The 21888-nt window shown below is 41.3% G+C and carries 19 protein-coding genes; 14 read left to right on the top strand and 5 right to left on the bottom strand.

Features of this window, described 5'->3' with window-relative positions; translation table 11 throughout:
- The first annotated feature begins 2 nt into the window (after positions 1–2).
- On the top strand, positions 3–647 hold the full coding sequence (locus tag ACPPVU_RS07130) for a porin family protein (protein WP_426670994.1): 645 nt from the start codon (positions 3–5) through the stop codon (positions 645–647).
- A gap of 118 nt (positions 648–765) precedes the next feature.
- Here ACPPVU_RS07130 and ACPPVU_RS07125 read toward each other — a convergent pair whose 3' ends face one another.
- Positions 766–1311 (bottom strand): GNAT family N-acetyltransferase, encoded by a 546-nt coding sequence (locus tag ACPPVU_RS07125; protein ID WP_426670993.1) that lies wholly within the window; start codon positions 1309–1311, stop codon positions 766–768.
- 159 nt (positions 1312–1470) lie between these two features.
- Between ACPPVU_RS07125 and ACPPVU_RS07120 the strand changes: the two genes are divergently transcribed.
- The 5 genes from ACPPVU_RS07120 to ACPPVU_RS07100 all read left to right on the top strand — a co-directional run bounded on the left by ACPPVU_RS07120 (position 1471) and on the right by ACPPVU_RS07100 (position 6881).
- Positions 1471–1869, top strand: a complete 399-nt coding sequence (locus ACPPVU_RS07120) for a VOC family protein (RefSeq protein WP_426670992.1) — start codon at positions 1471–1473, stop codon at positions 1867–1869.
- An 89-nt stretch (positions 1870–1958) separates the two neighbouring features.
- On the top strand, positions 1959–2924 hold the full coding sequence (locus ACPPVU_RS07115; protein ID WP_426670991.1) for a hypothetical protein: 966 nt from the start codon (positions 1959–1961) through the stop codon (positions 2922–2924).
- Positions 2925–2981: 57 nt separating this feature from the next.
- Complete coding sequence (guaA, locus tag ACPPVU_RS07110) at positions 2982–4511, top strand: glutamine-hydrolyzing GMP synthase (RefSeq protein ID WP_426670990.1); 1530 nt, start codon at positions 2982–2984, stop codon at positions 4509–4511.
- A complete protein-coding gene (locus tag ACPPVU_RS07105) occupies positions 4468–5724 on the top strand; it encodes an ABC transporter substrate-binding protein (protein WP_426670989.1) in 1257 nt (418 codons plus the stop codon). The genes guaA and ACPPVU_RS07105 overlap by 44 nt, the downstream gene beginning before the upstream one ends.
- On the top strand, positions 5721–6881 hold the full coding sequence (locus ACPPVU_RS07100) for an RsmB/NOP family class I SAM-dependent RNA methyltransferase (protein ID WP_426670988.1): 1161 nt from the start codon (positions 5721–5723) through the stop codon (positions 6879–6881). The genes ACPPVU_RS07105 and ACPPVU_RS07100 overlap by 4 nt, the downstream gene beginning before the upstream one ends.
- Before the next feature lie 170 nt (positions 6882–7051).
- Here ACPPVU_RS07100 and ACPPVU_RS07095 read toward each other — a convergent pair whose 3' ends face one another.
- Positions 7052–7621, bottom strand: coding sequence for a MarC family protein (locus ACPPVU_RS07095; RefSeq protein ID WP_426672188.1), 570 nt, complete (start codon positions 7619–7621; stop codon positions 7052–7054).
- A 181-nt stretch (positions 7622–7802) separates the two neighbouring features.
- Between ACPPVU_RS07095 and ACPPVU_RS07090 the strand changes: the two genes are divergently transcribed.
- Both ACPPVU_RS07090 and ACPPVU_RS07085 read left to right on the top strand, forming a co-directional pair.
- Entirely contained in the window at positions 7803–9365 is a 1563-nt protein-coding gene (locus ACPPVU_RS07090; protein WP_426670987.1) for an ATP-binding protein, read from the top strand.
- Positions 9366–9373: 8 nt separating this feature from the next.
- Positions 9374–11125, top strand: a complete 1752-nt coding sequence (locus ACPPVU_RS07085; RefSeq protein WP_426670986.1) for a PAS domain S-box protein — start codon at positions 9374–9376, stop codon at positions 11123–11125.
- Between the two features lie 102 nt (positions 11126–11227).
- On the opposite strand, the gene ACPPVU_RS07080 is transcribed toward ACPPVU_RS07085, so the two are convergent.
- A complete protein-coding gene (locus ACPPVU_RS07080; protein ID WP_426670985.1) occupies positions 11228–12754 on the bottom strand; it encodes an amino acid permease in 1527 nt (508 codons plus the stop codon).
- Positions 12755–12970: 216 nt separating this feature from the next.
- Positions 12971–15223 (bottom strand): sodium-translocating pyrophosphatase, encoded by a 2253-nt coding sequence (locus tag ACPPVU_RS07075; RefSeq protein ID WP_426670984.1) that lies wholly within the window; start codon positions 15221–15223, stop codon positions 12971–12973.
- Positions 15224–15377: 154 nt separating this feature from the next.
- Between ACPPVU_RS07075 and ACPPVU_RS07070 the strand changes: the two genes are divergently transcribed.
- The 4 genes from ACPPVU_RS07070 to ACPPVU_RS07055 are packed head-to-tail and all read left to right on the top strand — an operon-like array spanning position 15378 to position 18790.
- Positions 15378–16811, top strand: a complete 1434-nt coding sequence (locus tag ACPPVU_RS07070) for an APC family permease (protein WP_426670983.1) — start codon at positions 15378–15380, stop codon at positions 16809–16811.
- Positions 16783–18195: a D-alanyl-D-alanine carboxypeptidase/D-alanyl-D-alanine endopeptidase gene (gene dacB, locus ACPPVU_RS07065; RefSeq protein WP_426670982.1), complete on the top strand. Its 1413-nt coding sequence runs from the start codon at positions 16783–16785 to the stop codon at positions 18193–18195. Before ACPPVU_RS07070 ends, dacB begins: the two co-directional genes overlap by 29 nt.
- Before the next feature lie 39 nt (positions 18196–18234).
- On the top strand, positions 18235–18468 hold the full coding sequence (locus ACPPVU_RS07060; protein WP_426670981.1) for a hypothetical protein: 234 nt from the start codon (positions 18235–18237) through the stop codon (positions 18466–18468).
- Entirely contained in the window at positions 18458–18790 is a 333-nt protein-coding gene (locus tag ACPPVU_RS07055; protein WP_426670980.1) for a hypothetical protein, read from the top strand. Before ACPPVU_RS07060 ends, ACPPVU_RS07055 begins: the two co-directional genes overlap by 11 nt.
- Positions 18791–19269: 479 nt before the next feature.
- Here the strand turns inward: ACPPVU_RS07055 and ACPPVU_RS07050 are convergent, their stop codons facing one another.
- Positions 19270–21108 carry a UbiD family decarboxylase gene (locus ACPPVU_RS07050; RefSeq protein ID WP_426670979.1) on the bottom strand — a complete coding sequence of 613 codons (1839 nt, stop codon included), beginning with the start codon at positions 21106–21108 and terminating at the stop codon, positions 19270–19272.
- Between the two features lie 100 nt (positions 21109–21208).
- Here ACPPVU_RS07050 and ACPPVU_RS07045 point away from each other — a divergent pair, with 100 nt between their 5' ends.
- Together ACPPVU_RS07045 and ACPPVU_RS07040 are read left to right on the top strand one after the other, a co-directional pair.
- Positions 21209–21526, top strand: coding sequence for a nucleotidyltransferase family protein (locus ACPPVU_RS07045; RefSeq protein ID WP_426670978.1), 318 nt, complete (start codon positions 21209–21211; stop codon positions 21524–21526).
- Positions 21510–21887: a HepT-like ribonuclease domain-containing protein gene (locus ACPPVU_RS07040; RefSeq protein ID WP_426670977.1), complete on the top strand. Its 378-nt coding sequence runs from the start codon at positions 21510–21512 to the stop codon at positions 21885–21887. The genes ACPPVU_RS07045 and ACPPVU_RS07040 overlap by 17 nt, the downstream gene beginning before the upstream one ends.
- Position 21888 lies beyond the last annotated feature (1 nt).

Here is a 21888-nt window from a genome sequence, read left to right as displayed (position 1 = left end):
TTATGAAAAAAATTCTAACAACACTACTTATTTTATCTGGTATTTATTCTGTTTCATTTGCACAAACAAAAAACACCGCCGAATTTGGGGTTAATATCGGTTTAAACACTTCAAATGTAAGTTTATCCGGTTCCGGCCAAAGCACCGACTATACAAGCGGTTTCAATGCTGGTATTTCGGGCGAATATTATTTCTCTGACAGATGGGGTATTAAAGGTAAATTAACTTATGACCAAAAAGGTTGGGGTAATGGGTTCATCGATTTTTATGATAATGCGGGAAATGTTACAGGAACAATAGACGGGGTTAATATTCATTTGAATTATTTAACTATTCCAGTAATGGCAGACTGGCACTTTGGTAGGATGAGAAACTGGTATTTAAATTTCGGTCCTTATGTAGGCGTGTTATTAAATACTTCTGAATCTTCCAATAGTGGAGTGAATATAAAAGATGCTTTTAACACCACTGATTTCGGCCTTGCAGCTGGGATAGGTGTAAAATTTCCTATATCTAAGAGCGTAAAATTATTTATTGAGGCAGATGGGCAGAGCGGCATTACCAACATATTTAAAGACAGCGGTGGAGAAACTATCCAAAACGTTAGATCGAGTCTTAATTTCGGTGTTCTTTTTCCTATAAAATAATTTAACCAAAAAATTAAACAACAGGCTCACTAATTGAGCCTGTTTTGTTTAAAGAATTTTCAAATTTCTTTACAGAGAGATTTCCAGATTTATAGCGTCAGAAATAAACGGAGTTTAACTATACCAAAGGTTTAAAATACTTTTTCATATTCACTACCATGAATGAAACGCCGTTGGGTAATGGTACTTTGATATTTTTAATGGTGTGATAGCCCATGGCCTCATAAAGCGGTACGCCGGGCAATGTAGAGCCTATTTCTATTTTAGTAAAGCCGTATTGCTGGGCGGCTTTTTCACAAACATTCATCAGCATTTTTCCTATTCCTTTTCTGGCCCAATCGGGATGAACAAAAAAGGCGCGAATGCGTGCCGCATCTGTAGCCGGGTTGAGTAAAGGGTCGGACAAATCCTTGTGCTGATCACCGCCAAACAATGTACTTCTCCTGCTCCAACCACCGCAAGCTATTATCGAATCTTTTGATTCGACCACATAATAGGTTCCATCTTCTATCAACTGGCTATCTACCCCAAAAATATATTTAATGGCGCCTTCCGTTTCCTCTGTTGTATAAAAATCTGTACTTAGTTGCCTGGCAGAGATCGCCATCAACTGTTGTAATTCGGGGACATCTTCAAAAGTGGCGAGGCGGGTGGTTGGTAACATAAATTTAGAATAGAATTTTTATTTATTCTCAATTAAATCAGGAACAAAAATAAATATGCCAATTTCTTGCTATTTTTAAAACTTATACGACGATTTACTGTATTTAAGTTTTACCTGATTGATTAATATTTGGTCCCTAATTGCTATTAATTACCCACCATGACTTTTAAAAACGCCATCAGCTGGTTCGAGATTCCTGCTATTGATCTTGACCGTGCCCAAAAATTTTACGAAACTATTTTTGATATACAGATGATCTCCATGGATATGCCGCAATTAAAAATGCGTTTATTCCCAATTGACGATCCGATGAAAATTGGCGGTGCTATTTGCAGCAGCGGCGATTTTTATAAACCGTCGGCAGAGAGTGGCCCGCTGGTTTATCTTAACGGCAACCCGGATGTGCAGCTGGTACTTGACAGAATAAAGACAGCAGGCGGCCAGGTGCTGATCCCCAAAACACAAATCTCGCCTGAACATGGTTATATGGCAGTGTTTTTGGATACGGAAGGCAACCGTGTTGCGCTACATTCGGTACCGTTGATGTCGTTGGAATAGTTATTTCATTTCATATGACGATTGCTTTGAAACCCATCGTTGGAATAAATATGATAATGGAGCTTATAATGATTATTTATTTTAGTTGAATGAAAATACCTGGCCTTATTGTAACCCTGCTATTATCTTATTCGTTGGCTTTTGCACAAAAAATTGAGATAATAGACCATACCAATTCAAAACTAACCGATGATGACCTATGGGGTATAGCTGTAGATCACGATGGAAACAAGTGGATGCACTCCCTGAAAGGCGGACTGATTAAATATGACGGTCAAAAGTTCACCAGTTATAATGACTCAAATTCACCGATCACAAATCCAAAAGGGCAGATTATTTATTCTGACAAAAAAGGCGATATCTGGGTGATATTTTCACAGAACAGTATTACAAAGTTCGATGGAAACAAATGGATAAGCTATGCTCCCGAGAAATCTCTTATTACAGACAAATCTATTGCTACTGTTTGTGAAGGCAATAACGGGGAAATGTTTTTCGGAACTTCAGATGGTATTATAGTCTACAACAACTCTAAATGGTCTAGGTTTGAAATGCCAGGAGATTCAATTTATAAGTATAATGTATTAGCCATTGCAATAAGTAGGGATAATCAACTAGCTGTTGGCTGTGATAATAGTTTATTATTGTACAATGGAAAGAAATGGGGAAAGCTTACTGAAGAAAACTCTGAATTACAATTAGGTACAGTAAGGGCGCTAAAGTTTATGGAAAATGGCGATCTGTATATTGGATATGGTGGAGGCTTTGGAAAAGGCGGATTTTCTATTCTAAAAGACAATCATTGGAAGCATTATGATAAGAATAACTCAGCTTTGGCAGATCAAATGGTACGTAAAATCGTGACTTCCAGCAACGGAAATGTAATTTGGATGGCCACAAATGACGGATTACTCCAAATTAACAATGGAAAATTTGAATTTATGAAATTCCGAACGGGGAGGTTTCATAATACTATCATGGGTCTCGGCGTAGAAAACGATAAAACTATTTGGGTTGCAACTACGATGGGACTTATTAAAGTAACAAATGAATAGGCAAGCAATACAACATTTCAACCTTTCAACCTTTCAACAAAATTTCTATCTTTGCCCATGCAAGAAAAAATCCTCATTCTTGACTTTGGTTCGCAGTTTACTCAATTGATAGCGCGCCGTGTCAGGGAACTCAATATCTATTGTGAGATCCATCCTTTCAATCATTTTCCGGAGATCGATAACACTGTAAAGGGCATCATCCTTTCAGGCAGTCCATATTCTGTTCGCCAGGAAGATGCGCCACATTTTGATTTTAACAAATTTCATGGCACACTACCCATTTTGGGGGTTTGTTATGGTGCTCAGCATATCGCACATTTTAATGGCGGCGAAGTGTTGCCATCAAGCACCCGTGAATATGGCCGTGCCAATTTGCAGTTCATAGCTGATAAAAATCCACTATTTAAACTTGTCCCTGCAGGCTCGCAGGTGTGGATGTCACACGCTGACACCATTGCACGTATTGGTGAAAATTTCGAGATCATTGCCAGTACAGATACTGTTAAGGTAGCTGCTTATCATGTAAAAGGCACGCAAACTTACGGTATACAGTTCCACCCGGAAGTAACCCATAGTATTGACGGCAAGCAATTACTGCAAAACTTTTTGGTAGATATTTGCGGTTGCGCACAGGACTGGACACCAGATTCCTTTGTCGAAACCACAGTAGCCGCCCTAAAAGAAAAACTGGGCAATGATAAAGTGGTTTTGGGACTTTCGGGAGGTGTAGATTCATCTGTGGCTGCAGTATTATTGCACCATGCTATCGGCAAAAACCTGCATTGCATATTTGTAGATAACGGTTTGCTGAGAAAAGACGAGTATGAATCCGTCCTGGACTCTTACAAACACATGGGCCTCAACATAAAAGGCGTGGATGCAAAACAACGCTTTTATGACGCACTTGCCGGATTAACTGACCCTGAGAAAAAGCGCAAGGCTATAGGCCGCGTATTTATAGAAGTATTTGATGACGAAGCGCACCATGTACAAGATGTAAAATGGCTGGGACAGGGAACCATTTACCCTGACGTAATCGAATCGGTATCTGTCAAAGGGCCATCGGCAACTATCAAATCACATCACAACGTAGGCGGCTTACCCGATTTTATGAAACTGAAGGTAGTAGAGCCGCTAAATACACTATTCAAAGACGAAGTGCGTAAGGTTGGTAAAGCTTTAGGCATTGATCCAAATATTTTAGGAAGGCACCCATTCCCTGGTCCGGGCTTAGCAATCAGGATATTAGGTGAAGTAACTCCTCAAAAAGTACAAATATTGCAAGAGGCCGATGCGATTTATATCAACAATTTGCGGGCCGCCGGTGTTTACGATAAGGTTTGGCAGGCCGGTACTATATTTTTGCCGGTACAATCTGTAGGTGTAATGGGCGATGAGCGTACTTACGAGAACGTGGTATGCCTGCGCGCAGTGGAATCATTAGACGGTATGACCGCCGATTGGTGCCATTTACCCTACGATCTGCTGGCTAAGATATCCAATGAGATCATCAATAACGTAAAAGGAATAAACCGGGTAGTATATGACATCAGTTCGAAACCACCAGCTACAATTGAGTGGGAATAAATGGCTTTTTTTTATAGGTATTGCTTTACTGGCTGCCGGCTGTTCGCCAAAGGTAGTTCCGGTAACAGCACCTGCAAAAAGCAACGCAGCCTCTGCTAAAAAAGAGCCTGAAAAAAGCGCGGAAAAGCCTGCATCAGCAAGAGTTTCTACCATTTCTATGCTACTGCCGTTTAACCTGGATAATTTAAATGGGGGCCAGCAATATACAGCGGGAACTTTGAGCCGGGCTAATCTTTCGCTGGATTTTTACCAGGGTTTTAAGCTTGCGCTTGATTCGCTCAGCAGTAAAGGGTATAATTATAAGCTACAGGTATTTGATACTAAGGATCAGCCATCAGAGGCGCATGGCCTGGCTTACAATCCCGCAATACGTACCAGCAGCCTGATCATAGGGCCGGTATTTCCGGATGGCCTGCAGGCCTTTACAAGCATATTGTCCGGGTCAGGAAAATCTATTCCTACGGTATCCCCTCTTTCCCCGGCTGCACCATCAACTATTAAAGATCAAAACCTGGTAACGGTAGCTACTCCGCTCGAATACCATGCACAATCCGCCGCACAATATATTGCTGAGCACTATAAGCCCAAAAAGGTATTTATCCTAAAGTCGGGCTATAGTGAAGAGAATAATTATATCGGCCCATTTAAAAAAGGCTTAGATAGCGCTACAAAAAACAAGACTAAAATAATTGCCCCCACAATAGTGCGTGGCCAGCTAAACGGGCTAATCCCACAGCTTTCATTAACCGAAGAAAATATATTCGTGATTCCGGCTACAAACCAGGCGTTTTTGATGGTCACTTTACATTCGTTGGATTCATTGGCTCAAAAATATCCTATCACGGTTTTCGGTCATCCAAGCTGGATAAAATTTAACTATCTTAAAGCTGATATTTTACAAAGGCTAAAAACACATATAACAACTACCGAAAGGGTTGATTATAAGTCGCCTGCGGTTACTGCTTTTATCCGTAACTATCGCAAAATTTATCATACAGAACCCACACATTATGCACTGATGGGCTTTGATGAGGGTATGTATTTTGGGGGCTTGCTTGGCGAAAACCCGGATGAGCTGAAAAAATTGGATAAAAATGAGTTCAGCGGCTTATTAAATAAATACAATTTTGAAAAAAAATCCGGATTAGGCTGGATAAATACGCACGTAAATATATTGGAATACAATAATTTTGAGTTAAAAAAGGTAGAATGAAGGCATTGAACCAGCTTAAAACGTTTCAGCGAATTTTGGGTAGCTACCCTGCCGAAACGCCCTTAAGCAAATTTTTGCCCGGCTTTTACCGGCAGAACAAACAAATGGGATCAACCGACCGGAAAGTTGCCAGCCGTTTGATCTATAATTACTTCCGCCTGGGTAAGGCGCTTTTTAATACCCCTACCGAAGACCGGTTAATTGTTGCTGAGTTTTTATGCAACAACCAAATCAACTCTTTTTTACAACATTTTAAGCCTGAATGGGCATTGTGCATCGGCTTTAATATTGATGAAAAGATCAAGCTTGTTAAAACTGCTTATCCTGATTTTAAACTGGCCGATGTATTTCCATGGTCGGCTGAGCTTTCTGATGGAATCGATAAGAATGCTTTCTTAAAATCATTTTTTATTCAACCTGATCTTTTTATCCGTGTACGCAAAGGCTTTGAGCAGCATGTGAAAGCACTGCTGACCAAAGAGAGTATAGTATTTAAAGATGAAGGCAACGGTTGCCTGGCCCTGCCAAATGGCACGCGACTGGAAAACATTTTCCCACAGCAAAACTGGTTCGAGGTACAAGATCTTTCGTCGCAGCAAACAGCACAATATTTTAAGCCTCAGAAATGGGAAGCCTGGTGGGATGCCTGTGCGGCATCAGGTGGCAAATCGCTGCTGTTACATGAATTACAGCCTGATCTGAAATTGGTAGTATCGGACATACGAGAATCCATCCTCGCCAATCTGGATGAACGTTTTCAACAGGCCGGGTTGATCAAATACCAGAAAAAAATCATCGACCTTACCAAAAACGTAGACCCGGAACTGCATAATTATGCGTTTGACGGTATTATACTCGATGCCCCTTGCAGCGGCTCGGGCACCTGGGGGCGGACACCTGAGATGATCAGCCAATTTCAAGCAGAGAAAATTGAATTCTTCCAACGCCTGCAACAAACAATAGCCGCTAACGTGGTCAAATACCTTAAACCCGGCAAGCCATTGATCTATATTACCTGCTCAGCCTTTAAAGCGGAGAATGAATGGGCTGTTGATTTTATGGTGAAGGAATTGCGCATGAAAGTGGAAGAACAAATTGTATTAAAAGGCTATGAGAATAAAGCGGATACGATGTTTGTGACGAGGTTGGTGCGTTGATGTGCAAATATGCAGATGTGCTGATGTGCAAATATGTAGATGTGCAGATTATCAATAGTTGCTCTTCGAAGACCAAACCAAAAAGACAAATAACAGCAAATATTTACCGCGAAGTGTAGCTACATCTGATTAATCATCATTTACAGATCTGCACATACACACCTGCACATCTACAAATGCGTATTACTTCTGAATAACTTTATCGCAATTGCCAGTAATATCACCCCAAATGCTTTGCGCAGGATACTCAATCCTGTTTTGCCAAACAAACGTTCCAGCCATTTCACATTCTTGAGCACCAGGTATACAAACATGGTATTTAATACGATGCCTACCAGTATATTCTGTGTTTGATATTGAGATTTAAGCGATAGCAGGGTTGTCATTGTTCCGGCTCCGGCTATGAGCGGGAAAGCCAGTGGTACAATGGATACTGATTCGGGCATATCTTCTTTAAAAAATGTGATCCCCAGGATCATTTCCATCGCGATAAAAAATATTACGAATGAGCCTGCAATGGCAAATGAGGGAATATCCAGCCCTATAATATCCAATAATTCATTACCTGCAAATAAAAATCCTACCATCAAAATAAGTACTGCAACAGATGCTTTTTCTGATTGTATATGCCCAGCCCTCTGCCTTAATTCAATGATCACCGGTATAGCCCCGAGTATATCAATGATGGCAAACAAGATCATGGTTACCGATATGATTTCTTTTAATACAAACGGGTGCATAGGCCTTAGTTTATTGCGACGGACAGATAATACAAAGCTATTAAATAAAATAAACACTGCGGTCAAAACGTGTTTTTTTGACATTTATACTATTTCAATAATAACAGTACAGTAATTAATAAATCCGAAACATAATATTAATAAAATCGTAAAAACGGCTAATAATAAACCTATTGTATATATGAGTGAAGTTAATACATCTGTCCTGGTGATTGACGATGAAGAAATGGTGCGGGATAATATTGAAGACATTCTGGTTCCGCATGTTCAATCGGAAGAACAAGATAGCATTAATGATGCCTTTGATATTTTATTCGGCAGCCCAAAACCTTTGTTAGTTGCCCGTACTAAATGTATTCCCGCTTTCACTGTCGATAAAGCGTCAAACGGGATGGAAGGGGTAAAGAAAGTTAAGGCAGCAATCAAGAGTGGCCGACCTTACGCCGTAATTTTCCTGGATATGCGTATGCCCGGATGGAACGGATTGGAAACGGCTGTCGAGATAAGAAAATACGATGTCAAAGCGGAGATCATTTTTGTGACTGCCTATAGCGACCGCTCTATTGATGAGATAGTTGAACAGGCCGGGCAAAATGTAGGATATCATTGTAAACCTTATGCTCCCGAAGAGATCATTCAATTGGCTACAAAAGCGGTTACTGATTATAACAAACTGCGTAACCTCGAAAAACTGATCGGGTCAATATCATCGATCGGGTTAAGCAAAAATCAACTCAATTCTTTACTCAAAAATATATTAGAACAGCTTGCAGGATCATTGGACACTGATATGGCCCTGATCGGCAAACTGGATAAGGATTTGAACTATGAAAAGATACTTTCTATCGGTGCGATAGAAGAAAGAGTTAACCTGGACGAACTGACCTCAAGAGTTAACAACATCAGCATTGAAAAGGATGACGTTATACAGTTGGATGACCTTGTGCTGGCCCGTTTGGATAATTACTATGTCTTTGCGATACTCCAAAAACAAGAGAAGCTGAAGACCGAAAAGATGTATTTGTTGACACTTTTTGTGCAAAATGCAGCCCAGGCTATACGCAATGCCGAGTTAAGTGAAAAGCTTATCCAAAAAGAAAAGCTATCAGCAGTTGGGCAGGTAATAGGGATGGTGATGCATGATCTGCGCGCACCCATTAATAACATCAAATGCATGACGGATATGATGCGCGAAGATGGAGAAAAAAATGAGTTTATCGATATGATAGACCGATCAGCTGAGCAGGCATCAGAAATATTTGAAGACTTTTTAGATTTCATTAAAGATATACCTGTTCAAAAGAAACCGGTAGATGTCGAAAAAATTATTTCAGAAGCTATTGAACACGCGAAACATAGAAATAGCTGGGATGATGTGACTATCCACTCTTATATACGAGATAATCTGTTTGTGCAGGGTGATGAGAGCAAACTTAGAAGAGTGGTGAGCAACCTGATCAATAATGCTGCAGATGCATTGCATGATAACCAGGTAACCGATGCTACCATACACATCTCGGCCTGGGTTGAGGGTAAAAACGTAATGATTTCCATTTGTGACAATGGCCCCGGGATACCTAAGGAAATAATGTCAACTCTTTTCGAGCCTTTTGTAACACAAAATAAAACTAACGGAACCGGCCTTGGACTTGCCATCGTAAAACAATATGTAAGTGCACATGGCGGTAAAATAACTGTAAGCAATAATAAAGGCGCATTATTTACCATTGCTTTACCATTATGAGAAGTTAAATGGCGAATACTCTTCTAAAAAAAGCTGCGTCTGATAACATGAGTCAGCAGCAGTATACAACAAAGGAAACAACCAAGCAGTACAGGCAGTTACTTGAGATGTCAAATACCGGGGCATGGGAATATTTCCCGGCGACCGGTTTTTTGGACTGCAACAGTGTTTATTTTTCAATGCTGGGCAGGGATAAAAATGATTTTAATTTCTCGGGCAAAAATTTAAATGAGGTATGGATCGACCTGGTACATCCGGACGACCGGGCAGAAGCCATGCGTTATTTTATGGCCTACCTTGACGATCCAATTGGGATGTTTGAGAATATCTTCCGGATGAAACATGCTGACGACCGCTGGTTGTGGATCTGCTCAAGAGGGGGATTTCTAAAAGCAGAGGATTCGTCAAATGCCGGCAGTATTATCGGTACACATATCGATATTACCGAGCAAAAAATAGCCCAGGAAGAAATTCAGCGTGAACGTATATTACTTCGTACGCTCATTGATAATTTACCTGATACTATTTATGTAAAAGATGTTCAGGGCCGTAAAATTATAGCTAATAATGCTGATGTAATGGCCATAGGTGCTAAAAGTGAGGCTGATGTGTTAGGCAAAACCGACCTGGAATTATTTCCAAATGAAATAGGCCACAGGGGCTATAAAGATGATATGGATATTCTATTATCCGGTGAGCCAATACTAAACAGGGAAGAATTTTTCTACGATTCAAAAGGTGTTCAGTGCTGGCTGTCAACCTCTAAAGTACCGGTTTATGATGAACAGGGGCAAATTAACCGGATATTGGGAATAGGTCATGATATTACTGATCGAAAGCTCTCGGAAGAAGCCTTAAATAGCTTGAACAGGGAATTGCATATTCAATCTGCTGAGTTAAAGAATTTGAATAGTCAACTGATCCAGCAAAAAGAGCAGGAATTAGAAAAGGCTATTGCACAGGGAAAATTCGAGATTGCATCAGAAGTATTGCATGATATTGGCAACGCGCTGGTAGGGTTCGGTTCTTATCTGACTAGGATCAACCGTGTAACCGAAAGAAGTAATCTTGACAGTGCCAGGAACCTGGCTAGCTTTATAAAAACTAATCAAGCGCAAATAGGCGGTGCAATCGGCGACAATAAAGCCATTGCATTAATGTCAATTACTGATAGCCTTGCAAAATCGGAAGGTGATAATCTGAAAGAGTTAACCACTTGCCTTAGTGAGCTTCTGAATATTATAACACACATCCAGGAAATACTGAACATACAACGGCAACTGGTAAGAAGCCATAATGGAACAAAAGAAAGAAAGCCTGTAAACCTGGTAAATATTATTGACGATTGCCGGTCGATGCTATTTGCTTCTTTTGACAAAAGAGGGGTAAAATTCAGCGTGAACGTAAAACAGGGCAAGTATGTGATCAAGGGGGATCATACCAAACTGATGCAGGTGATGCTGAATGTGCTGAAAAATAGCTTGGAGGCTATCTACATGGAAAACTCTGAAAAATGCATCACCGTGTATATGGAATCAACCAGCGAATTTATCCAGATAAAAATAGTTGACAACGGGCAAGGCTTTGACAAGAAAACAAGCGAGCATTTCTTCGAAAAAGGATTCACCACAAAAAAAGAAGGTACCGGGCTGGGCTTATATAATTGCCGGTCGATTGTAGAGAGCCATACAGGCTCATTTAATATAAGTAGCGACGGTGTTGGTTTAGGAGCCGTAACTACGATAAAATTTGCTTTATAGAATCCCCCTAAACTTTATCACGAGCTGGGCATTCAGCAATTCATAAATGCAAAAAGGCCTCCGCAGAATTGGAGGCCTTACTATTTTATATAGAATTAAGATCTATTTCAATTTTTCAAAATCCGAGGCGATGGGTAATGCATCACCGGCACTGCCTATTTTACTATTCTTTTTGCTATATGTAAAATAGATTACCAAACCTACTATCATCCAGGCGAGTGCACTCAATTGGGTGCTGAGAGCTAAGCTTCCTATCATAGCTAAACAAATCAGAATACCTAATATAGGAACAAGCGGAACAAGCGGGGTTTTGAATGGTCTCTTCAAATTCGGATCCTTCTTTCTAAGGATCATTACCCCTACGCAAACCACAACAAATGCAAACAAAGTACCAATAGATGTTAAATCACCGGCAATGCTTTCAGGCAAAAACGCTGCAAACAAACCGACAAAAACAAACAGTATCATATTGCTTTTATAAGGGGTTTTGAATTTAGGATGCAGATCGGAAAATACTTTTGGTAATAATCCGTCAGTTGACATAGTATAAAATACCCTTGATTGACCTAACAGCATCACCAGTATCACCGACGAGAAACCAGCTAATATGGCGATAGTTACCAAGGTTGATAACCAGCCAAATCCGTGCATATAAGTACTGATAGCGTAAGCAACCGAAGCTTCTTTACCAGCGTGCATAAAATCCTGGTATGGCGCCACACCGGTTAATACCCATGAAAACAGGATATACAGAATAGTACAAACAACCAATGAACCCAAAATACCTATTGGCATATCGCGCTTTGGATTTTTTGCTTCCTGTGCCGCAGTAGAAACTGCATCAAACCCGATAAAGGCGAAGAAAACGATACCAGCCCCTCGCAGCACACCGCCCCATCCGTGATTAAAAAACGGGAGATACGAATACAATGTACCATCCGGCAATGTGGCCGCTGGTGCATTTGCAGGGATCAAATAAGGCGTGTGATGAGCAGGATTAATAAACTGCCAGCCTATAGCAATAAACACCAACACGATGGCCACTTTAATAAATACGATGATCGCGTTTACTGTAGCAGATTCCTGAGTACCTTTTATTAACAACGCTGATAGCAAAAGTAAGATAAACAATGCAGGAAGATTGATGATACCCTGATGGGTAACTCCATCAATAATGGCTTTCTCTAACGGAGAATGGCACCATTCGAACGGTATTCGCCCACCGAGTAGCTTATTCGCGTATTCACTCCAACTTATGGATACTGTAGCAGCACCAAGAGCATATTCCAACACCAGCGCCCAGCCTATTATCCAGGCAATAATTTCGCCCATTGTGGCATATGCATATGTGTATGCACTACCGGCAATTGGGATAATGGAAGCGAACTCTGCATAACACAAACCCGCAAAAGCACAGCCAACTGCAGCAATGATAAATGAAATGGTTACAGCAGATCCGGCATGTGCACCGGCTGCGGCTGCCGTTCTTACAAAAAGGCCGGCGCCAATGATAGCCCCGATACCTAAAGCAATAAGGCTTCCCGCCCCAAGCGTCCGTTTCAGGCTACCATGTCCTTCTTCAGGATCGGCCATCAATTGTTTTAGAGATTTTTTTACAAATAAGCTCATTATAAGATCAGTTTTTTCTATGAGAATAAATATCAGTTAATTTCCAAACGTAGTTAAATTTATTGAAATCTTAAAGAAACAGAAACGTAACAAAGAGAGATAGACATATTTCCCAAATTATAACTTAAAAATAGATAATTATCTCTTTTCTATCAGGTTAAAGAAACAAAAAAAGGCTCCCAAAATCTGGAGCCTTTGTAAAATATATTTAAGCTATTACGCTTTTTTATCTGTTTTGATTATGGATGAATTCACGGCCTGAACCTTGATCTCTTTTTTAATCTGAAAATGATCGCCATTTAATTTCTTTTCAAGCTTTGCATTCAAATGCGGTGCAATAACCAATGATACGATAGACATCAATTTGATCAATATATTCATTGACGGACCGGAAGTATCTTTGAACGGATCACCCACAGTATCACCTGTTACCGATGCTTTATGCGGCTCTGATTTTTTGTAGAACATTTCGCCGTTGATATCACATCCTTTTTCAAATGATTTTTTGGCGTTATCCCATGCACCGCCCGCGTTGCTCTGAAATAAACCCATCAGCACACCTGATACGGTTACACCAGCCAGCATTCCGCCTAAGACTTCAGGACCAAAAATAAAACCTACAATTATCGGGGTAATTAAAGCGATCAGCCCGGGAGCAACCATCTCGCGAATGGACGCCTTGGTTGAGATAGCCACACATTTTTCATACTCAGGTTTGGCCTTGTACTCCATTATACCCGGTATCTCGCGGAACTGGCGACGAACTTCTTCCACCATTGCCATTGCTGCACGGCCCACTGCCGATATAGCTAAGGACGAAAATATAAAAGGGATCATACCGCCTACAAATAGTCCGGCAAGTACGGGTGCTTTGTAAATATCAATATGCTCGATACCTGCAACACCTACGAAGGCCGCAAATAAAGCCAATGAGGTTAACGCAGCTGATGCAATGGCAAAACCCTTGCCGGTAGCTGCGGTAGTGTTACCTACAGCATCCAGGTTATCTGTACGGTGACGAACTTCCTCAGGCAAGCGGCTCATTTCAGCAATACCACCTGCGTTATCTGCAATGGGGCCAAATGCATCGATAGATAATTGCATAGCCGTAGTAGCCATCATGCCTGCCGCAGCAATAGAAACACCGTATAATCCGGCAAAATAATAAGACCCGTAAATACCTGCGGCCAATACCAGGATAGGCGCTACCGTTGATTCCATACCTACAGCCAAACCGCCGATAATGTTAGTAGCATGCCCTGTTGATGACTGCCTGATGATACCTAATACCGGGCGTTTGCCCATAGCCGTATAGTACTCAGTGATCATCGACATTAAAGTACCTACAATAAGGCCAACAACAATAGCGAAGTAAACACCACTACTGGTAAAATGCGATGCTCCATCTTTTAATACTCCGCTAGCGCTCTCATCACGAATCATGTGCATATCATCCCCTGACATCATCCAATGCACTAAAAAATAAGTTGCTATAGCAGTTAAAATAATTGATGCCCAATTGCCGATGTTCAAGGCTTTTTGCACACTGTCGGTCTCATTTTTTATTTTGACAAAGTATGAGCCAATTATAGAAAATATCAACCCTAAACCAGCAATCACCATTGGTAATAATACCGGGGCAATACCGCCAAACTTATCATGTGATACAATTTCCCGGCCCAGCACCATTGTTGCGAGCATAGTGGCAACATATGATCCGAACAAGTCGGCACCCATACCGGCAACGTCACCTACGTTATCGCCTACGTTATCGGCAATGGTAGCCGGGTTACGCACGTCATCCTCGGGGATACCTGCCTCTACCTTACCTACCAGGTCGGCACCTACGTCGGCAGCTTTGGTATAAATACCACCGCCTACACGCGCAAATAATGCGATAGATTCGGCACCTAATGAAAATCCTGCTAAAACGTCAAGCGCTTTTGCCATCGCCTCATGATTTACATCAAGTCCTTTGCTTTTAACATAGAAGGTATAAAACACAATAAATAACGAACCTAAACCGATAATAGCCAAACCGGCAACACCCAGACCCATTACAGTACCACCTGTAAATGACACGTTTAACGCTTTCGCTAAACTGGTCCGCGCTGCCTGGGTAGTACGCACATTGGCCTTGGTAGCAATGCGCATACCGATAAAGCCGGCGAAAGCTGATAAAAATGCGCCTGTGATAAAGGAGATTGCAATTACCGGGCTTGAAGTTGCAACTGTAGTGCCCGACCAGGCCAGTAATACGGCTGCAACTACTACGAAGTAGCTCAGAATTTTCCACTCCGCTTTTAAAAAGGCCATCGCCCCATCAGCGATATAGCCGGAAAGTTCCGTCATTGCTCCGTCACCGGCATCCTGTTTAACTACCCAGGCCGACTTACCGATCATAAAGAATATGCCGATAAGACCTAAAACGGGAATAAAATAAATTAAGTTATTGTACAAAAAATCCATGTTTAAAATTTTGGTTTATAATTGATTGAAATTTAGAGCGATTGACTGCAAAAATAATCGGACGTTGCAAATTAGCAAATTTAATTTCTTTGAGGTGCATCGCCCAATTATAAAATTTTTAAATAGCTTAGGACTTTAAACGTAATAATTTTTAATGAAAGATACGCAACCATCACAGATGAAGCACGAGCTTGGCCTGCTCGACGGTACTATGCTTGTAGCCGGTTCCATGATCGGCTCGGGGATATTTATTGTTAGTGCCGATATTACCCGCAATGTTGGTTCGGCCGGATGGCTCATTGTAGTGTGGCTCATCACCGGATTTATGACGTTAACCGCAGCACTTAGTTACGGTGAATTAAGCGGGATGTTCCCGAAAGCGGGCGGACAATATGTTTACCTGAAAGAAGCCTATAATAAACTGATAGGCTTTTTATATGGATGGAGCTTTTTTGCAGTAATACAAACCGGCACCATCGCCGCAGTGGGTGTGGCTTTTTCCAAGTTCACCGCGTACCTTATCCCTGCTGTAAGTGAGGATAACATTTTATTCAATCTCGGTTTTATCAAGATCAACGCAGCACAGATCGTATCTATAGTAGTTATAGTGCTTTTGACGTTTATTAATACCCGTGGGGTAAAAAGCGGTAAGATCATCCAAACTACATTTACTTTAACCAAGCTGCTTAGTTTGTTTGGGCTGATTGTTTTCGGTTTCATTGCTTTGGATAGCGGCACATGGCATCTAAACTGGAGCAATGCATGGACCTTACATAAACTAAATACTAACGGAAGTTTTACTGAGTACACTACTGCAGCCGCTGTCGGTGCGATAGCTGCATCCATGGTAGGATCTATTTTTAGTAGTGATGCATGGAACAGCGTGACCTTTATAGCAGGTGAAATGCGCAATCCCAAGCGCGATGTGGCGCTGAGTTTGTTTTTCGGCACAATGATAGTTACCCTCATTTATGTTATGGCGAATGTGGTGTATACAGCAGTTTTGCCTTTACATGACATTGCAACTGCCGAAAAAGACCGCGTAGCGGTAGCCGCATCACATGTTATATTCGGTACTGCCGGAACTGTGGTAATAGCCTTGATGATCATGGTATCAACTTTTGGCTGCAATAATGGGCTGATATTTGCAGGAGCACGCGTTTATTATACGATGGCGAAAGATGGCCTTTTCTTTAAAAGAACAGGCACATTAAACAAATTTGCCGTACCCGAATTTGGTTTATGGATACAAGCTTTGGTTGCTTCAATTCTATGTCTTAGTGGTAAATATGGCGACTTGCTCGATATGATTTCTTTTGTGGTGGTATTATTTTATGTACTTACCATTGTCGGCATTTTCAGGTTACGTAAATCAAGGCCTGATGCCGAAAGACCATATAAAGCTTTTGGCTACCCTGTTTTACCAGCCATCTATATTTTAATGGGTATTACCTTTTGCATACTGCTCATTATCTATAAACCTAACTTTACCTGGCCAGGATTGATTATTGTACTGATAGGTATCCCTATCTATTATTTTTCACAACGCAATGCAACCAATGAGGATCAAATCTCTACTGATAACTAATTTTATACTGATTGCAGGGCTTACCAACGCGCAAACCCTGCAATCACGATTACAAAATGCTTTTAATCGTTTGCAACTGGATAGTCAGTGCAAATATGCTTCTGTATCGATAACCGTATTGGATGCTAAAACCGGGGAAACAGTTTTTGCAGCTAATCCGAATATGGGGTTGGCCACAGCTTCTACGCTTAAGGTTATTACCTCCATTACTGCCTTTAATATTTTAGGCAAAGATTTTCAATACCAAACGCAGTTTGGATATAATGGAACTATTACCGCTGACGGCACTCTAAATGGCGATATTATCATAAAAGGTGCAGGCGACCCAACTCTAGGAAGCTGGCGTTATGAGGGGCATAAAGAAAACGAAATTCTGAGCCAGATGGTGGCTGCCTTGCAAAAGGCCGGCATTAAAAAGATTAACGGGCGTGTAATTGGCGACGATTCCGTTTTTGGCACACAATCTATCCCCAACGGATGGATATGGATGGATGTAGGCAATTATTACGGTGCCGGTACTTCCGGACTTTGCTGGCGCGAAAACCAATTTGATATCAAATTAAAAACAGGGCCGGTAAATACACCTATAGGGATTAGCAGGACTGTGCCTAACACTCCCTATCTCAATTATAAAAGTGAATTGTTAAATGCTCCTTCAGGTACAGGTGACGATGCTTACGCCTATCTGCCTGTTGGAACCAAATTAATGTATCTGCGCGGCACTTATGCGGAAGACAAAGATAAAAAAAGCATTTCGGCGGCCATTCCAGATCCTGCTTATGATGCAGCCTACCGCCTGACTGACACCTTAAGGCGATTAGGGATTATAGTGAGCAATGAACCAGAATCAGTTTTAACATTAAACAGTAAAGGGCAGCCATTGCCTGCTATTACCGGCAACTTAACCACCATTCTTTCACCTACATTAAGCAAGATCGTTTACTGGCTTAATCAAAAAAGCATTAACCTATATGCCGAGCAACTGCTTAAAACCATAGCCTGGAAATCCGGCAAACAGCCGTCGACAGACAATGGCGTAGGGGTTGAACAGGATTTCTGGAAAGCAAGAGGCGTTGATCCTAACGCTTTAAACGTGGTTGATGGCAGCGGCCTTTCTCCCGGCGACCGGGTGACTACCATGACAATGGCTACTGTACTCAAATCAGCTAAAGGCACTGATTGGTTCCCGGATTTTTATGAAAGTCTGCCCGTTTACAACAACATGAAAATGAAAAGCGGCAGTATCCTGAATGTATTAACCTACGCCGGTTATCAAACCCACAATGGCCGTGAGCTTTGCTTTTCTATTATGGTGAATAATTTCAATGGTTCAGGCCGCGGGATAAAGGAGAAGATGTTTAGGGTATTGGATGAGTTGAAATAATGGTTTGGCAATAATCAAATTAACCGTAAATTTGATAGTATGAATTTGCAGGCCGAAAAACTCGAAATAGTGAGAATGATACTTGACACTGATGATAAGAAGATCATTAGCGAAGTAAAATCATTATTTAAAAACCGTAATAAAGTGTCGAAAAATCAAGCTGATCTTAATGACTTTTATAACGGCTTCAAAAAAGGAGTACAGGAAGTAAAATCGTCACTGGCTGGTAAAACCGAACTGAAGGATGCTAAAATCTGGCTAAATGAGCTATAGCATTAAGGTTACCGCAAATTTTGAAAAAGAGGCGAAACCTTTAATTAAAAAATATCCTTCCTTTAAAACTGACATTGCTAAACTTATTTACGAACTCGAAACAAATCCAACTCTTGGAATTTCTTTGGGACATAATCTATTCAAGATAAGGATAGCCATAAGCAGCAAGGGCAAAGGTAAATCAAGCGGCGCCAGGATAATTACCTATGTGGTGTCAAAAAATGAAACGGTCAACCTTATTTCGATCTATGACAAGGGCGAATACGACACGGCAAACATTGATACATTGCTCGGTATTTTAAGAGATGAAGGATTGGAATAAATCTTCAAGAGGCTTTATCAATGTTATGAATTAAATAGAATGAAACTTAGTTCTCACAACTTCATAGTTTCAATTATCTAAGGGAGCCTGCAGAGGGATAAAGGAGAAAATGTTTAGGGTTTTGGATGAGTTGAAGCAGGTTTGCTAACTAAGCTTGCGATCGTCTCTGACCTACTGCGTACAACACCCAATATTCCTCAAGAAAAGCTGCTCCTTTAGGAGCTAAATGTTGGTAAAAGAATAATGAAACCGTTTTTTTGCACCGTAGGCGCAATACCTGAATATGCATCCCGGATAACAAGGGCGAAAAATGTATTGCACCTACCCTTTGGCGCAAAAAGAGCTATCGTGTCTTTTTTCTACCGACATATTACCCCGGATTGGGGAAAATCATAAAGATATGGGTACACGGTAGGTCATAGACGAGTGCTTAAAATAGCTTAGATTGTATCGCTTCACAGACGAGCGCAATTGATCAATCAAATAATCCCATACAAAGCTCCGCCCTTCTCTCCCATCTTATCCACCAGCTTCTCAACGGCAGGATCTTTTTCTAACACAGGTGCATGATGAGGTTTGATCCGTGCATCGATAATTAACGGGCCATTACATCCCCAATGCTTATGCTCGATAAAGCTATCTATCCCATAAATATCATGCGAGGGATTGCTTCGGGTGAAGGTTACCCAAACAAAGTTATTGATGTTTTGGGCGGTAAAACTGGCATCATCACATAATACCATTAATGGCAAGCCATCCAGATCGGCACCCGTTAAATGCTCATCCAAAATTTCAAGCACTATTGGTAAATCACTGCTCTTTATATTTTTTGGTACCTCAACAGCCAGCACACCAGGCATCACCATTTTAAATTTCTCAAAAGGTCGTGGTAGCTCAAATCCGGCGGGGAGCTCATTCCAAAGCTCCCTTCTAACTGCTCCTGCCACTGCCACTGCCACTTTACTACCCGAATTCAGTCCACTACCGCTGTAATCCAGTGTATCAATAGTGGTTTTGGTATAAAAATGCAGGTCGCTGGTGAGATCAATTCGCTGCAATACATGTTTCAGAAAACCTCCGATATCATTTACACTAAGATCAGGGTTATCCTCTTTCGCAACAATAAACAGGTATTTAGCCAGGCTTAATTGCCCCTTACCCAAAATCTGGTTGGCAATGGTTAATATTTCCTGTGGCTTTCGTTCATTGATGTATGGTGTATACCGTTCACTACCTATAGCAAACAAAAGCGGGTGTACCCCTGCTGCATCAACTGCATTTACAGCATGCAGACCGGGTATTTCTTTAGGAATGGCTGAACCTGTGATCTCATGTATCAGTGCGCCAAAACTCGTGTCTTCCTGCGGCGGGCGACCAACTACAGTAAAGGACCAGATGGCATCCTTGCGATGATATACATTATGTACCTTCATCAACGGAAAAGGGTGTTTCAAACTGTAGTAACCCAAATGATCCCCAAAAGGGCCTTCAGGCTTATTTTCATGCGGCATCACTGTTCCGGTTATCACAAAGTCCGCATCGGCTGATATGCAAAATCCTTCATCATCATAAAAATATCTGAAACGGCGCTTGCCTAATGCCCCGGCGAAGGTCATTTCTGACAAGCCTTCTGGCAACGGCATTACCGCAGCTACGGGATGCGATGGCGGGCCTCCTACAAAAATACTCACCTTCAACGGTTGCCCTTTAGCATTGGCTTTGGTTTGATGTACACCTATGCCACGGTGTAATTGGTAATGCAATCCTATTTCCTGGTTTTGGATATAATCATTCCCGGCTAACTGGATGCGGTACATACCGAGGTTGGCATCCATAATTCCCGGCTTGTCGGCATCCTCGGTATACACCTGCGGCATAGTCACAAATGGACCTCCATCCAAAGGCCAGTTTACTATCTGCGGCAGATCGCTGATCTTTGCTTTACCAAAGCTCAGGGGCGAATTAGCACTCACTTTCATGGGTAAAGCAGATAGCGCTGTTAAAGCAACATTGGCATATTTGAAAGGATGTTTGATCGCCTTAATAGGATCATTCTTTAGTTCTACCAGCGTTTTCACCTGCTCCAGCGAATCCCTGAAGATAAATTTCGAACGCTCAAGCGAACCAAACAGGTTAGAAATCGCGGGGAACTTGCTGCCTTTTACATTTTCAAATAAAATGGCTGGTCCCTGGTGTTCAAAAACACGCAGGTGAATGGCTGCCATTTGCAGGTAAGGGTCTACCTCTTCCTTAATTCGTACTAAATGACCGTTTTTTTCAAGATCGGCAATGCAGGCTTGTAAGCTCGGGTATCCCATTGGCAGGTGAATAGGCAGCAAAAATAGCTAAATTATGTAATCAAAGGCTCCCTATTCACATGTCAAAAAAATGAAATAATATTTATCGTATATTTACCTTATGGATCGCATTGTGTCGAATAAATTATCCGAAATACAAACTCTTTGTAAAGAACACAAGGTTAGGGAGCTATACATATTTGGCTCACGCGGAAAAGGTGGACACCCCAATAAAAATAGTGACTTTGACCTGATGGTAGAGATTGATGAACCCAATCCCATTAACAAAGGACAATTGTTGCTCAGTTTATATGATAAGTTCGAACGGCTGTTTAACAAAAAGGTTGATCTGATCACCCCCGACTCGATCAGAAATGCCATATTCGAAGAGTATGTTGGCTCATCCAAACAGCTGATTTACGATGGATCGAAAAGTTAAGCTTTATGTTGACATCGTCAACAGTATTAATCTTATAGATGAGTTTCTGGGACCGATCAATCTCTTCGAGGTTTATACTGTAGATTTAAAAACAAAGAGTGCTATTGAGCGACAACTTGGGATTATTGGTGAGGCCGTCAAAAAAATAAAAGACATTGAATCTGTTGAGGAAACCGAAAACAATTCAAAAGATTCAGCAGACGAGAAAAGGCCCATTCCTTACCAATCAGAAATCATTGGCTTTCGGAACAGGCTTATTCACGGTTATGACATGATTGACGATTACGTCATATGGTCAATTCTAAAAAATTACCTCAGCCCCTTAAAGGAAGAGATTCTGACAAGACTTGAGATCGAATAAT

The organism is Mucilaginibacter sp. McL0603 (assembly GCF_049992945.1).
GTDB lineage: Bacteria > Bacteroidota > Bacteroidia > Sphingobacteriales > Sphingobacteriaceae > Mucilaginibacter.
Note: the sequence above shows the minus strand (reverse complement) of the source record. Positions and strands in the feature narration are given on the sequence as shown.